At 75.4% G+C, this 13,867-nt stretch carries 11 protein-coding genes; 7 read left to right on the forward strand and 4 right to left on the reverse strand.

The features are described 5' to 3' along the window. The coding region (locus BIV57_RS26140) for a hypothetical protein (RefSeq protein WP_245797746.1) at positions 1-212 on the reverse strand (212 nt) is incomplete at its 3' end. Here BIV57_RS26140 and BIV57_RS16900 point away from each other — a divergent pair. Further along, positions 123-728, forward strand: a complete 606-nt coding sequence (locus tag BIV57_RS16900; protein WP_245797744.1) for a response regulator — start codon at positions 123-125, stop codon at positions 726-728. The two genes, BIV57_RS26140 and BIV57_RS16900, sit on opposite strands and share 90 nt — an antisense overlap. A 1-nt stretch (position 729) precedes the next feature. Next, positions 730-1,983, forward strand: a complete 1,254-nt coding sequence (locus tag BIV57_RS16905) for a deoxyguanosinetriphosphate triphosphohydrolase (RefSeq protein WP_071657662.1) — start codon at positions 730-732, stop codon at positions 1,981-1,983. A 25-nt stretch (positions 1,984-2,008) separates the two neighbouring features. Here BIV57_RS16905 and BIV57_RS16910 read toward each other — a convergent pair whose 3' ends face one another. Next, positions 2,009-3,238: a MalY/PatB family protein gene (locus BIV57_RS16910; protein WP_071657663.1), complete on the reverse strand. Its 1,230-nt coding sequence runs from the start codon at positions 3,236-3,238 to the stop codon at positions 2,009-2,011. A 149-nt stretch (positions 3,239-3,387) separates the two neighbouring features. Here BIV57_RS16910 and BIV57_RS16915 point away from each other — a divergent pair, with 149 nt between their 5' ends. Beyond that, positions 3,388-4,665 (forward strand): NAD(P)/FAD-dependent oxidoreductase, encoded by a 1,278-nt coding sequence (locus BIV57_RS16915; RefSeq protein WP_071657664.1) that lies wholly within the window; start codon positions 3,388-3,390, stop codon positions 4,663-4,665. Positions 4,666-4,766: 101 nt separating this feature from the next. Here the strand turns inward: BIV57_RS16915 and BIV57_RS16920 are convergent, their stop codons facing one another. Continuing rightward, positions 4,767-6,167 (reverse strand): MFS transporter, encoded by a 1,401-nt coding sequence (locus tag BIV57_RS16920; protein WP_079170407.1) that lies wholly within the window; start codon positions 6,165-6,167, stop codon positions 4,767-4,769. Positions 6,168-6,279: 112 nt separating this feature from the next. On the opposite strand from BIV57_RS16920, the gene BIV57_RS16925 reads away from it, so the two are divergent. Together BIV57_RS16925 and dnaG are read left to right on the forward strand one after the other, a co-directional pair. Next, complete coding sequence (locus BIV57_RS16925) at positions 6,280-6,804, forward strand: winged helix-turn-helix transcriptional regulator (protein WP_071657665.1); 525 nt, start codon at positions 6,280-6,282, stop codon at positions 6,802-6,804. 59 nt (positions 6,805-6,863) lie between these two features. Beyond that, positions 6,864-9,635 (forward strand): DNA primase, encoded by a 2,772-nt coding sequence (dnaG, locus tag BIV57_RS16930; protein ID WP_071657666.1) that lies wholly within the window; start codon positions 6,864-6,866, stop codon positions 9,633-9,635. Here dnaG and BIV57_RS16935 read toward each other — a convergent pair. Beyond that, the gene (locus BIV57_RS16935) at positions 9,610-10,539 is read right to left on the reverse strand and encodes a lytic polysaccharide monooxygenase auxiliary activity family 9 protein (RefSeq protein WP_071657667.1); all 930 of its coding nucleotides are present in this window, start codon (positions 10,537-10,539) and stop codon (positions 9,610-9,612) included. The genes dnaG and BIV57_RS16935 overlap by 26 nt on opposite strands. A 417-nt stretch (positions 10,540-10,956) precedes the next feature. On the opposite strand from BIV57_RS16935, the gene BIV57_RS16940 reads away from it, so the two are divergent. Together BIV57_RS16940 and BIV57_RS16945 are read left to right on the forward strand one after the other, a co-directional pair. Beyond that, complete coding sequence (locus tag BIV57_RS16940; RefSeq protein WP_336446674.1) at positions 10,957-12,060, forward strand: RNA polymerase sigma factor; 1,104 nt, start codon at positions 10,957-10,959, stop codon at positions 12,058-12,060. A 157-nt stretch (positions 12,061-12,217) separates the two neighbouring features. Further along, positions 12,218-13,738 (forward strand): FGGY family carbohydrate kinase, encoded by a 1,521-nt coding sequence (locus BIV57_RS16945; protein WP_071657669.1) that lies wholly within the window; start codon positions 12,218-12,220, stop codon positions 13,736-13,738. Positions 13,739-13,867: the final 129 nt, after the last annotated feature.

Genomic DNA, 13,867 nt, shown 5'->3' on the forward strand with positions numbered 1-13,867 from the left:
GAGGCCGGCGCCGCCCTCGCCCTGATCCTCTTCGCGGCCCTCCCTGCGGGCTTGCTGCTGGGGGTGCGATGACGCCGCTGCGGGTGCTTCTCGCCGATGATGAGCCGCTGATCGCGGCCGGTGTGCGGACGGTTCTCGATGCCGATCCCGGGCTTGCGGTCGTGGCGTGTGCCGGGGACGGGCGGGAGGCCGTCGACCTCGCTCTGCGGCACCGGCCGGATGTGGCGCTGCTCGACCTCTCGATGCCCGTGATGGGCGGCCTCGCCGCCCTCGCCGAGCTGCGCCGCGTCGCCCCCGAGGTCAGGGTCGTGGTGCTCACCGCCTTCGGCGAGGAGGAGAACGTCGCCCGCGCCCTGGAGGGCGGCGCGGCCGGCTTCGTCCTCAAGAACTGCGCCCCCGACGAGCTGCGCCGCGCCGTCCGCGCCGCGCACCGCGGCGACGCCTTCCTCTCGCCGTCCGTCACCCGGCTGGTCCTCGGCTGGGCCGTCCCCCGCCACCAGGCGGCCCCGAACCCGCGCCTGGCGCGCCTCGCCCGGCTGACGGAGCGTGAGCGCCAGGTGCTGGACGCCGTCGCCGACGGCCTCTCCAACGCCGAGGCCGCCCGCCGCCTCGGCAGCACCGAGGCGAGCGTCAAGACCTACGTCAGCCGGGTGCTCGCCAAGCTCGACTGCACCAATCGCGTCCAGGCGGCGCTGCTGGCCCGCGAGGCCGCCGGTTACCGTGGCTGACATGGGAGAGAACGGCAGCAACGCGGCATATGGGGCGGACGACCTGGCGCGCTGGGTCCCCGAGCCGGACAAGCGCCCCGGCCGCACCGAGTTCCAGCGCGACCGCGCCCGCGTGCTGCACTCCGCCGCGCTGCGCCGCCTCGCCGGCACCACCCAGGTCGTCTCGCCCGGCGACCGCCATCTGCCGCGCACCCGGCTCACCCACTCCCTGGAGTGCGCCCAGATCGGCCGCGAGCTGGGCGGCGCGCTCGGCTGCGACCCCGATCTGATGGAGGCCGCCTGCCTCGCCCACGACCTGGGCCACCCCCCGTTCGGCCACAACGGCGAGGGCCTGCTCGACGCGTTCGCCGCGTCCTGCGGCGGCTTCGAGGGCAACGCCCAGAGCCTGCGCATCCTCGCCCGGCTGGAGCCCAAGCGGTTCGCCGCGGACGGCACCTCCGTGGGCCTCAACCTGACGCGCGCCGCGCTCGACGCCGCGGTGAAGTACCCGTGGCGGCGCGGCGGCCGCCCCGGCACGGCCAAGTTCGGCGTCTACGACGACGACCTGGACGTCTTCCGCTGGCTGCGGGCCGGCGCGCCGGCGCAGGTGCGCTGCTTCGAGGCCCAGGTGATGGACTGGGCCGACGACGTCGCCTACTCCGTCCACGACCTGGAGGACGCGCTGCTCGCCGGGCACGTCCGGCCGGCCGCGCTGCGCGACCCGGGGGAGCGGCTGGTGCTGCTGGCGCTCGCCGCCGAGCACTACGCCCCGGCGGGGACGCCCGCGCCCGCGCTGGACGCCGCGCTGGACCGGCTGCTCGCGCTGCCCTACTGGCCCTCCGACGCGGACCCCGCGGGCACGCCGCGCGGCAACGCGGCACTGAAGGACGCCACCAGCCAGCTGATCGGCCGGTTCTGCGGGGCGGCGGAGGGGGCCACCCGGGAACGGCACGGCGGGGTGCGGCGGCTGACGCGGTATCGGGCGGAGCTGGTGGTGCCGGCGGGCACCGTGCTGGAGTGCGCGGTGCTCAAGGCGGTGGCCGCGCAGTACGTGATGCGGCGCCCGGATCAGCGGCGGCGCTACGCGGCGCAGCGGGAGCTGCTCGCCGAGCTGGCCGAGCGGCTGACCCGGTCCGCGCCGGAGGGGCTGGGGCTCTTCCGCGGGGCGTTCGAGGCGGCGGCGGACGACGCGGCGCGGCTGCGGGTGGTCACCGACCGGATCGCCTCGCTGACGGACGCGGAGGCGGTGAGCCTGCACGGGGAGCTGGGCGCGTGAGCCGCGCCCCCGACGCGGCGGGCGCTCACGCCACCGCGGCGGCCATCCGCCCGACCGCCTCCCGCAGCACCTCCGGCGACGTCGCGTAGTTGAGGCGGACGAACCCCCCGTACGCGTCGCCGTACTTGGTGCCCGGCTCGAACGCCACGCGGCCCCGCTGAAGGAACGTCGCGTACGGGTCGTCGAGGCCGAGGCCGCGGCAGTCCAGCCACGCCAGGTACGTCGCCTCGGCGTGCTCCGGCTCCCAGCGCACCCCCGGCACCTGCTCGCGCAGCAGCCCGCCCAGCAGCCGGCGGTTCTCCGCCAGCGCGCCCAGCAGCCCGTCCAGCCACTCCTCCGACTCGCCGAAGGCCGCCTCGTTCGCCGCCACCCCGAGGATGCTGGAGCCGAGCCCCACCTCGAAGCAGAACTGCTCCACGATCCCCCAGGTCCGCGGCGAACGCGTCGTCAGCAGCGCGCACTTCAGCCCCGCCACGTTCCACGCCTTGGACGCCGAGAAGAGCGTCGCCGCCCGCCGCGCCGACTCCGCCTCCAGCGAGGAGAACGGCGTGAAGGTGTGCGGCGCGTGCACCAGCGGGCCGTGCACCTCGTCGGCGATCACCAGGACGCCGTAGCGGTCGGCGAGCTCCGCCGCCGCGGACAGCTCCTGCCGCGTCCAGCAGCGGCCCACCGGGTTGTGCGGGTTGCACAGCAGCCACACCCGGTTGCCGGCCCGGAAGGCGTCCTCCAGCGCGTCCAGGTCCAGCTCGTAGCGGCCGGTCGCGGCGTCGTGCGCCAGCGGGGCGTTGACGACCCGTCGGCCGGCCTCCTCGACGGTGACCGGGAACGGCCCGTACACCGGCTGGTTGATCACCACCCCGTCGCCCGGCGCGGTGCCGTAGCGCAGCAGCTCCAGCACCCCGCGCATGATGTCCTGGAGGATGTACAGCCGCCCGGTGTCGATGCTCAGGCCCCAGCGGCGCGCCGCGAAGTCGGCGAACGCGGCCGGCAGCCGGGCCGGGTCCATGTAGCCGGTGTCGCCGCTCTCGACCATGCCGGAGAGCCGCTCGCGGATCCGCGGGGCGAGCCGGACGTCCATCTCCGCCACCCACAGCGGCAGCACGTCCGCCGGGAACTCGCGCCACTTGGTGCTGCGGCGGGTGCGCAGCTCCTCGGCGGGGACGGAGAAGACGCCGCCGGACGGGGAGGGCGAGGAGGAGGACGAGAACGGGGAGGACGGCGAGGACGGGGACGGCGGGGTCACGGGAGCGGCCATGCTCCGAAGCGTAAGTCCGATCATCGGGCCGCGAAATGTCCGCCGGTCGACTGAACCCGGGCGAGGATCCGGGGAGCGGTCTTCCGGGCGCCGTCGATCTGCGGGACATTGGCTGGACCGATCCGTCTCGCGCCCCCGGAGGGGAAGCTGTGGTCACTGCAGAACGCGGAATCGTGATCGTCGGCGCGGGGCTGGCCGGCGCGAAGGCCGCCGAGGAGCTGCGCGACGCCGGCTACGACGGCCGCGTCATCCTCGTCGGCCGCGAGCTGACCGCCCCGTACGACCGGCCGCCGCTCTCCAAGGACTATCTGACGGGTGCGCAGGAACGCGACGAGGCGTTCGTGCACGCGTCCGGCTGGTACGCCGAGCACGACGTCGAGCTGCACCTGGGCCAGCCCGCCACCGCGATCGACCGGGAGGCCAAGGAGGTCGTGCTCGCCGACGACACCCGGCTGCCCTACGACCGGCTGCTGCTCGCCACCGGCTCGGACGCCCGCACCCTCGACGTCCCCGGCGCCGACCTCGCCGGCATCCATGTGCTGCGCACCATGCCCGACGCCGAGCGGCTGCGCAGCACGCTGCGCACGCTGGGCCGCGACAACGGGCACCTGCTGGTGGTCGGCGCCGGCTGGCTGGGCCTGGAGATCGCCGCGGCGGCCCGCGGGCACGGCGCGGAGGTGACGGTCGCCGAGACCGCGCCGACCGCGCTGCACGCGGTGCTGGGCGCGGAGATCGGCAGCGTCTTCGAGGACATGCACCGGGCGCACGGGGTGCGCTTCGAGTTCGGCGCGCAGATCGCCGAGTTCCGCGGCCACGACGGCATGGTGCTGGCCGCGGCGACCCGGGACGGCGAGGAGCTGCCGGCGCACGCGGTGGCGGTGGCGATCGGCGCCGCGCCGTGCCTGGCGCTGCCGCGCGGTGCCGGGCTGGAGCTGGCGGAGCGGGACGAGGGCGGCGGCGTGCTCGTCGACGAGCAGCTGCGCACCTCCGACCCCGACGTCTTCGCCGCGGGCGACATCGTCAGCGCGCCGTGGGCGGCGCTGGGCGGACGCCGGCTGCGGGTGGAGCACTGGGCGTGCGCCGGGGACGGCGGGCCGGTGGCGGCCCGGGCGATGCTGGGGGAGAAGCCCGAGGGGCCGGCGACCTGGCAGGCGAAGGTGCCGTACTTCTTCACCGACCAGTACGCGCTGGGGATGGAGTACGCGGGCTGGGCGCCGCCCGGCCACTACGACCAGGTGGTGGTGCGCGGCGAGGCCGGCGAGGAGTCGGAGTGGATGGCGTTCTGGCTCAAGGAGGGCCGGATCGCCGCGGGCATGAACGTCAACGTCTGGGACGTCAACGAGCAGATCCAGCAGCTGATCCGGGAGGACCGCCCGGTCGACCTCACGGCCCTCGCCGACCCGGCCGTCCCCCTGACCGACCTCTGACGGGTCATCGGCGCACCCCTGGCGGACCCTCTGACGGACCCTTGAGGGACCTCGGACGGGAGGGGCGACGGACGGGAGGGCCGGCGGACCGGGCGCCGCACTCAGCGGAACCGCCGCACCAGCGCCGCCCCCAGCAGCGCCAGCCCCGCCGTCACGCCCGCCGCGACCCCGAACCCGTGCAGCGACCCGGCCGGCGCGGCCACGCTCACCACCACCGCCGTCCCGATCGAACTCCCCGTGTAGCGCGCGGTGTTGTTGACGCCGGACGCCAGCCCCCCGCTGCCCTCCGGCGCCGACTCCACCGCCAGCCGGCCCAGGCCGCCGTTGAGCACGCCCGTCGCCACGCCCGACACCGCCAGGCCCGGCAGCACCGCCTGCCACGCCCCCGCCGCGGCCAGCGCGGCCGTCCCGGCGAGCCCGATGCCGGAGACGGCGAGCCCCGCCGCCACCTGTGTCCGCGCCCCGACGGCCCGCAAAAGCCGCGCCCGCGGCGCGAACGTCGCCGTCACCACCGACAGCCCCGACCAGCCGAAGATCAGCCACGCCGGCACCGACGCCCCCGTCCCCAACCCCGCCTCCAGCGGCGTCGGGAGATAGCTGACCAGCGAGATCGGCGCCAGCCCCGTCGCCAGCGCGCCCACCGCCGCGCCCGCGAATCCGCGGTGCGCCAGCAGTGCCGGATCCAGCATCGGCGCCCGTCCCCGCGCCTTCTGCCGTGCCTCGGCGGCGAAGAACGCCCCCAGCAGCGCCACACCTGCCAGCAGCGGGACCAGCGCCTGCGGACGCGTCCACCCGGAGCGCCCCAGCGCGCAGCCGGCCACGATCGCGGCGAGCGCCGCGGCGAGCAGCAGCGCCCCGACGGCGTCCACCGGCCGCCGCTCCGCGTCCGGCCGGCCGGTGTCCCGACGCAGCGTCAGACCCAGTCCCGCGACGGCCGCGCTGGCCGCCGCCATCACCCAGAACGGCGTCCGCCAGCCGCCCGCGTCCGAGCCGTAGGCCATCAGCACCGGGCCCACCGCGATGCCGAGGCCGAGCGCCGCACCCCACAGGCCGATCGCCCGCGCCCGTTCGAACGGCTCCCGGTAGGAGTCGGCGACCAGCCCGAGCCCGGCGGCGAGCACTGCCGCGCCGGCGGCGCCCTGGAGGATCCGCCCGGCGGTGAAGAGCGCCCCGTCGGGGGCGGCCGCGCAGAGCACGGTGGCCGCGGCGAGCAGTGCGGCACCGGCGGTGAAGACCCGGCGCCGGCCGCGGTCGTCGGCGAGCGCGCCGGTGGGCAGCAGCGCGGCGGCAAGCCCGAGACTCATCCCGGACATCAGCCAGACGGCGCCGCCGGAGCCGGCGTGCAGGCCGGCCGCGATCTGGCGCGGTATCAGCAGCGGCATCGTGAAGTGGATCAGGACGGCAACGGTCCCGGCGCAGACGACCGCCAGCGCGCGCCGCGCGCCGCGGGCGTCGTCGCCGGCAGCGGTCGTCGCGGCCGCCCCGGAGAGCACAGCGGACATGGGCAGGGCACCTCCTCGTGCGTGAGAGGTTCGGTGAACGAACCTCAGTCAAGCACCAAAGCCAGGTTCGGTCAATGAACCCTTTTCTCGCCGGGCGTCCTACACTGGCCGCATGCTGCCCAAGGACTACGCGGCCCAGGACTGCTCCATCGCCCGCGGACTGGAGCTGGTCGGCGAGCGCTGGACGCTGCTGCTGCTCCGCGACGCGTTCTACGGGGTGTGCCGCTACAGCGACTTCCGCGAGCGGCTCGACATCCCCAAGGCCGTCCTCGCCGCCCGCCTCGCCGCGCTCGTCGACTCCGGCGTGATGGAGAAGCGCCCCGCCCCGGACGGCGCCGGCACCCGCCACGAGTACGTCCTCACCGACCTCGGCAAGCAGCTGTGGCCGGCCGTCGTCGCCCTCGGCCGCTTCGGCGAGCGCGCCGCGCCCAACGCCGAGGGCCCCCGCAAGCACTTCCGCCACCTGGACTGCGGCGGACGCCTCGACGCCTTCTGCCGCTGCGAGCGCTGCGGCGCGACCGTCGAGAACCCCGCCGACGCGGAGGTCGTCCCCGGCCCCGGCGACCGCAACGCCCGCGAGGACCGCATCAGCCGCGCCCTCCGCGCGCCCCACCGCCTCCTCACCCCCATCGCCTGACCCCCCGCGCCGCGCGGATCCGTCCAACCCGTCCGACCCGGGCCGTAGACTCGTGTCTCGTGGCGGGACGGATCAGGGACGAGGACATCAAGGCGGTGCGCGACACCGTCCCCATCGACACCGTGGTCGGAGACCACCTCCAACTCCGCAACGCCGGCGGCGGCCAGCTCAAGGGCCTCTGCCCCTTCCACGACGAGAAGTCCCCCAGCTTCCACGTCAGCCCCTCGAAGGGCCTGTACCACTGCCTGGCCGGCGAGACGCGGGTGCTCACCTGGGAGGGCGTCCGGCCGATCCGCGAGCTGGCCGGTACGACGGCCAAGGTCCTCGGACGCGGCGCGAACTGGGTCGAGGCCCCTTTCAAGTCCTTCGGCGTCCAGCCGCTGCTGCGGATCGTCCTGAGCCGCAACGGCCGGACGAAGGAGATCCACGCCACCGACCAGCACCGCTGGTTCCTCCGCGCGGGCCGGGAGCGCAGCTCGCTCCGCGAGGTCGTCACCGCCGACCTCAAGGCCGGAGACCGGCTCGGCTACGTCTTCCCCGGGTCGCGCATCGAGCAGACGACCCCCTCGCCCTCCGGCATCGCCCACGGCATCACCTTCGGCGACGGCATGCTCGACTCCTCCGGCGCCACGGCCCAGCTCGACCCGGTCAAGGAACTGCCGCCGCTCTCCGAGTCCGCCCCGTACCTGTACGGCTTCCTCGCCGGCTACCTTGCCGCCGGCGGCCACGTCGCCAAGGACGGCACCGTCGTCCTCGACTGCACGCGCCGCGAGGTCCTCGAGGGCGTGCGGACGCTGTGCACCCGGCTGGGCATCGGCACCTACGGGGTGACCGAGCAGGTGCGCGAGGGCGTCCCCGGCCGCGAGCCGAGCCCGGTCCACCGCATCCACCTGGTGGCGCAGGACCTCACCGAGCAGTTCTTCCTCGACGACGAGCACCGCTCCCGCTTCCTGGCCCCGGAGAAGGACTTCGCCCGGCGCGGCTGGGTCGTCGAGTCGGTCGAACCCACCGACCGTGTCGAGGAGGTCTACTGCGCCACCGTTCCCGACGGCCACGCGTTCGTCCTCGAGGACAACATCCTCACCGGCAACTGCTTCGGCTGCGGGGAGGGCGGTGACGCCATCAAGTTCGTCCAGCAGGTCGAGCACCTGACCTTCGCCGAGGCCGTGGAGCGGTTGGCCGCGCAGGCGGGGATCGAGCTGCGGTACGAGGACGGGGGGTACAGCCCCGGGCGCCAGAAGGGGGAGCGCACCCGGCTGGTGGAGGCGAACAAGGCCGCCGCCGCCTGGTTCACCGAGCAGCTGGGCGGCCAGGAGGCGCTCGTCGCCCGGCAGTTCCTCGCCGACCGCGGGTTCGACGCGGCCGCCGCCGAGCAGTTCGCGCTCGGGTACGCGCCCGTCGGCTGGGAGAACCTGGTGCGCTTCCTGCGCGGCAAGGGCTTCACCGACAAGGAGCTGCTCACCTCCGGCCTCGCCAGCGAGGGCCGGCGCGGGCCGATGGACCGGTTCCGCGGCCGGCTGGTGTGGCCGATCAAGGACCTCACCGGCGAGGTGATCGGCTTCGGCGCCCGCCGGCTGCGCGAGGACGACAACGGGCCGAAGTACCTCAACACCCCCGAGACGCCGCTCTACAAGAAGTCCCAGGTGCTGTACGGGATCGAGCAGGCCAAGAAGGAGATCGCCAAGACCGGCCGGGCCGTGGTCGTGGAGGGCTACACCGATGTGATGGCGTGCCACCTCGCCGGCGTCCCCACCGCCATCGCCACCTGCGGCACCGCCTTCGGCGGCGACCACATCAAGATTCTCCGCCGGCTGCTGATGGACACCGGGGAGTTCCGCGGCGAGGTGGTCTTCACCTTCGACGGCGACGCGGCCGGCCAGAAGGCCGCGATGCGCGCCTTCGAGGACGACCAGAAGTTCGTCACCCGCACCTTCGTCGCCGTCGAGCCCAACGGGATGGACCCGTGCGACCTGCGGCTCGCCAAGGGCGACGACGCGGTGCGCGAGCTGGTCGACGCCCGCGTCCCGCTCTTCGAGTTCGCCGTCCGCACCACCGTCGACCGCTACAACCTGGACACCGAGGAGGGCCGGATCGCCGCGCTGGACGCGGCCGCCCCGATCGTCGCCCGGATCAAGGACTACGCGGTCCGCACCCGCTACGCCGTCCGCCTCGACAAGCTCATCGGCTTCATGGACGAGGAGTTCATCCGCAAGCGGGTGATGTGGGAGGAGCGGCGGCTGCGCGAGCGCCAGGCGCGCCCGGAGCGCCCCGAGGAGCGGCGCCGGGGCGGCGCCGAAGCGCCCGAGGCGGCCCCGGCGGCGCCCGCCCGGCCCGTCCTCGACCCGCGCGACCCGGCGCAGCAGGCCGAGCGGGAGCTGCTCAAGCTCGCCCTCCAGGCGCCCGCCCTGGTGGTGCCGCTCGACGCCTACCAGGACGACGAGTTCACCGCCGCGCCCTACCGCGCGGTGCGCCTCGCGCTGGGCGCCGCGGGCGGGGTGGCGGCCGGCGCGGCGCCGGCCGCGGACAGCGGGGCCGCGTTCGTCGCCGCCGTCCGGGACGCCTGCCCCGACGACATGGTGCGCGGCCTCGTCACCGAGCTGGCCGTGGAGCCGCTGCGCACCCACCGCGAGGTGGACGCACTGTACGCGGGCGGGTTCCTGGTGGCCGTCCGCCGGCAGGCCGTCGACCGGCGGATCGCCGAGGTGCAGAAGTATTTGCAGCGCAACTCGGGCCGGCTGCCGGACGATCAGCTGCGGGCGGTGCAGGCGGAGTTGAGCGCGCTGCAGGGCTATCGGCACGCGCTCGTCACGCGCGGCGCCGACGCGCTGTAGCCGCGGCGCGGCGGCGGGCGGCGGCGCGGTAGAGGACGGCGCCGCCGCCGAGCACCATGAGGGCGAGGCCGAGCAGCGGGGTCTCGGCGCTGCCGAGGCCGGAGCCGCCGCCGGAGTTGCCGCCGGAGTTGCCGCCGGTCTCGGCGAGGGTGCGGTGGGCGGTGCCGTGCGCGGTCATGCCCTTCATGGAGGAGCGGCCCGCGCCCGCGGCGATCCGGCGGTCCGTCGGCTGCTCGGCGGTGTCCGACGCCGCGCCGGCCGTCCCGCCGCCGAAGTCGACGTCCGAGCAGGAGTAGAAGGCCTCGGGGCTGTCCGAGCGCTGCCAGACGACGTAGACCAGTTGGCGGCCGCTCGCCTTCGGCAGCGTGCCGGGGATGACGTAGCTGCCGTCCCGGACGGCGGGGTCGGTGGCCGTCAGGAACGGCCGGTCGGCCAGTTCGGCCCAGGTGAGCGGCTTGGCCGGGTCGTAGCCGGGCTTGGTGAGGTAGAAGGCGAAGGTGCCCTTGTGCCGGGCCGTCACCCGGAACCGGAAGGTGTAGGCGGCGCCGGACGCGACGCGGGTGGCGGGCCAGTCGGCGCGGGGCAGGTCGAGGCCCTTGAACTCGTCGTCGCCCGCGCTGCACAGCCTGCCGTCCGGGATCTTTCGGCGGGACTGCCCGGCGGCGTCCGCGAGCCGCACCGCGTTCCAGTCGTAGAGGGCCTGGGTGCCGCCGGCCGCGACGGCGGCCCGGCAGGCGGTGGAGACGGGGTGCTCGGGGTTCTCGCCGTAGCACTGCAGCACCCGGCTGACGGGTTGGCCCAGCGAGCCGTGCGCGGCGGCCGGGCCGGCGCCGGCGAGCACCAGCGCGGCAGCGGCAGTGGTGGCGGCCGTGCCCGCCCGGGTCAGGTGACGGAGCGTCGTCATTGCTTCTCCCGCGGGTCGTTGCGTGGGGTGGACCAGGCGGCACGCTAGGCGGGCGGGGTCCGCGGCAGGGCGTTCGGCGGCTGCCCTTAGGGCGCGCTTCAGGTCCGACTGGGCGCCGGTTAAGGACCGTTCGAAATCATGTGCAAAGCCGCGCGGATGAGCGGATGGTGATCGACCGGAAAAAACCTGCTGCACGGAGGTGGGCCGACCGGCCCGGCTTACCCCACACTTGAGACGGTGTCCGAGGCAGCATCGCGTGGACTCCGCACCCCGCGGGCCAGGAAGAGGACGTTCACGCAGACGACCGGGACGGAGGCCGAGGTGGCCGGGACCGTTCCCCTGGGGTCTGCCCGCGCGCCGGAGGACGACGAGAGTCCCCGGCCGTCCGGAGGGGTGCGGGACGGGCCGTCCGCCCCCGTGCCGGAACCTGCCCCCGGAGCGGAGGCGGACGCTGCGCTCGCGGCAGCGAACCTCGAACCCGAGCCTGAACGTGAGCCCGAGGCCGAGTCGGCGTCCGAACCGGAACCCGAACCCGAACCCGAGCCGGATCGCCCGGAGCGGACCGAGCGCGTCGACCGCTCGGACGCCAGCGTCGGCCACTCCGCCGACCTCTTCCGCCAGTACCTCCGCGAGATCGGCCGGATCCCGCTCCTGACCGCCGCCGACGAGGTGGAGCTGGCCCGCAGGGTGGAGGCCGGGCTCTTCGCCGAGGAGCGGCTGACCCGGCTCGCCTCCGCCGGCGACGGCGGCCTCAGCACCCGGCTCGCCTCCGACCTCGACCAGTTGGTGATCCGCGGCCGGATGGCCAAGCGGCGACTGATCGAGGCCAACTTGCGACTGGTCGTGTCCGTTGCGAAGCGTTATGTAGGCCGCGGGCTGAGCATGCTCGATCTCGTCCAGGAGGGGAACCTCGGACTGATCCGGGCCGTGGAGAAGTTCGACTACACCCGCGGCTACAAGTTCTCCACCTATGCCACCTGGTGGATCCGGCAGGCGATGAGCCGCGCCCTGGCGGACCAGGCGCGCACCATCCGCGTCCCGGTGCATGTGGTGGAGCTGATCAACCGGGTGATCCGGGTGCAGCGCAGGTTGCTCCAGGAGCGCGGCGCCGAGCCGGAGGTGGAGGAGGTCGCGCGGCTGGTGGAGGTCGAACCGGAGCGCGTCGTCGAGGTGTTGCGGCTGGCCCAGGAGCCGGTCTCGCTGCACGCCCCGGTCGGCGACGAGGAGGACGTGGCGCTCGCCGACCTGATCGAGGACGCGGACGCCGCCTCCCCGGTGGAATCGGCCGCCTTCCTGCTGCTGCGCGAGCACCTGGAGGCGGTGCTCTCGACGCTGGGGGAACGCGAGCGCAAGGTCGTCCAGCTGCGCTACGGCCTGGCGGACGGGCGCCCCCGCACGCTTGAGGAGATCGGACGGCTGTTCGGGGTGACCCGGGAGCGCATCCGCCAGATCGAGTCGAAAACGCTCAACAAGCTTCGCGACCACACCTTCGCCGATCAGCTTCGGGGCTACCTCGACTGACGCGGCGTCAAGCGGCACCCGCCCAACCGGCACCTGGCGGGGGGCTGCTGACGGGCGGTCCGAAACTGGCTGGATTGCACGTGCACGTGCATCCGGATGTGCGCGTGCTCATGCATTTGGCCGATAAAAGCGCGTCCGCGCGACCATAATGAGGCCCATGAGGGTTGCCGGCATCGACTGTTCCGCCAGGTCGACCAGGATCGTCGTCTGCGACGCGGACAGCGGCGAGATCCTGCGGCGGGCGCGTGCCGTCCACCCGGCCCCGGCCGACCCGGGGGCCCTCCCCGTGGAGTTGGAGGCCGATCCGGAGTCCTGGCTGCTCTCGCTCGGCGAGGCCGCCTCCGGCGGGCTGCTGGAGGACGTGGACGCCATCGGCGTCGCCGCCCAGGCGCACGGCATGGTCCCCCTCGACGGCAACGGCGAACTGGTGCGCCCCGCGCTGCTGCAGCAGGACTGCCGCGACGAGGAGGCCGCCGCCGAACTCCTCGCCGAGCTCGGCGGCCCCGCCGCCTGGGCCCGCGAGCTGGGCACCGTCCCGGCCGCCGGCTGGCCGATCGCCAAGCTGCGCTGGCTCGCCGCCAACGAGCCCGCCGCCGCCGACCGCGTCGAGCAGGTGCTCTGCCCGCACGACTGGATCAACTGGCAGCTGACGGGCCGTCCGCGGCGCTGCACCACCGACCGCGGCGACGCCTCCGGCACCGGCTACTGGTCCCCGGTGACCGGCACCTACCGGGCCGACCTGCTCGAACTGGCCCTCGGCCACGAGACGGTGGTGCCGCATGTGCTCGGCCCCGCCGAGGCCGCCGGCCGCACCCCCGACGGACTGCTGGTCTCCGCCGGCACCGGCGAGCCGATGGCCACCGCCCTCGGGCTGGGCCTGCGGCCGGGGGACGCGGTCGCCACCCTGGCGGGCGGCGGCGCGGTCTTCGCGGTGCACGACGCGGTGCCCGCGGTGCCGGCGGCGCCGGCAGGGGTGCCGACCCCGGGGAAGCGGACGCCGGGGGAGCCGGGCGCGCCGGGGGACGTCACCGTCCTCGCCGACGCCATGGGGCAGCACCTCGTCCTCGCCGAGACCCGCACCGCGGCGCTGACGCTGCTGTCCACCGCGGCGCTGCTCGGCACCGACCTGCCGGGGCTGGCGGCGCTCGCCGAGCGCTCCGAACCGGGCGCCTGCGGGCTCGTCATGCGGCCGGCCGCCGAGCCGGACGAGGCGGGCGGCCCGTGCGGGGCGGCCGGCGGCGACCTGCTCTGCGACACCGGCGCGCTCTCCGGGATGCGCCCCGACAACATGCGGCCCGAGCATGTCGCGCGGGCCGCGGTGGAGGGTGTGCTCTGCGGGCTCGCCGACGCGCTGGACGGGATCCGCGCCTCCGGCGTCGAGGTGCGCCGGGTGGTGCTGCTCGGCGCGGCGGCGCGCTGGCCGCTGGTGCGGGCGACCGCGCCGGGGCTCTTCGCCGCGCCGGTACTGGTGCCGGCCGGGGACGCCGCCGACTACGCGGCGCGCGGCGCGGCGCGCCAGGCGGCCTGGGCGCTGCACGGGCCGCGGACGGCGGCCCCGGCGTGGCAGCCGCCGGAGGAGGCGGCCCGCCCCGCCATCGAGCTCCGCCGCCGCGGCGGCCGCGCGGACGCCGACGCCACCGTCGTCCGCGACCAGTGGACGCGTTCGGCGGTGGCGTGATCCCGCCGCGTGCGGGGACGTGCGGGGCTGGGGCGGGGGCGGGGGGCTACTCCTCCCCGTCGCTCCAGTGCGAACTGCCCCACGCGTCGTCGTCGCGGCGGCCGCGGCCGGGGATGCGGTCGGAGAGCG

The sequence above is a fragment of the Mangrovactinospora gilvigrisea genome (genome assembly GCF_001879105.1).
In the GTDB taxonomy this organism is placed as follows: domain Bacteria; phylum Actinomycetota; class Actinomycetes; order Streptomycetales; family Streptomycetaceae; genus Mangrovactinospora; species Mangrovactinospora gilvigrisea.

Coding starts and splice junctions, on each gene's coding strand:
- BIV57_RS16905 (WP_071657662.1), top strand. CDS start 730: ATGGGAGAGAACGGCAGCAACGCGGCATATGGGGCGGACGACCTGGCG.
- BIV57_RS16910 (WP_071657663.1), bottom strand. CDS start 3,238: ATGGCCGCTCCCGTGACCCCGCCGTCCCCGTCCTCGCCGTCCTCCCCG.
- BIV57_RS16920 (WP_079170407.1), bottom strand. CDS start 6,167: ATGTCCGCTGTGCTCTCCGGGGCGGCCGCGACGACCGCTGCCGGCGAC.
- BIV57_RS16925 (WP_071657665.1), top strand. CDS start 6,280: ATGCTGCCCAAGGACTACGCGGCCCAGGACTGCTCCATCGCCCGCGGA.
- BIV57_RS16935 (WP_071657667.1), bottom strand. CDS start 10,539: ATGACGACGCTCCGTCACCTGACCCGGGCGGGCACGGCCGCCACCACT.
- BIV57_RS16945 (WP_071657669.1), top strand. CDS start 12,218: ATGAGGGTTGCCGGCATCGACTGTTCCGCCAGGTCGACCAGGATCGTC.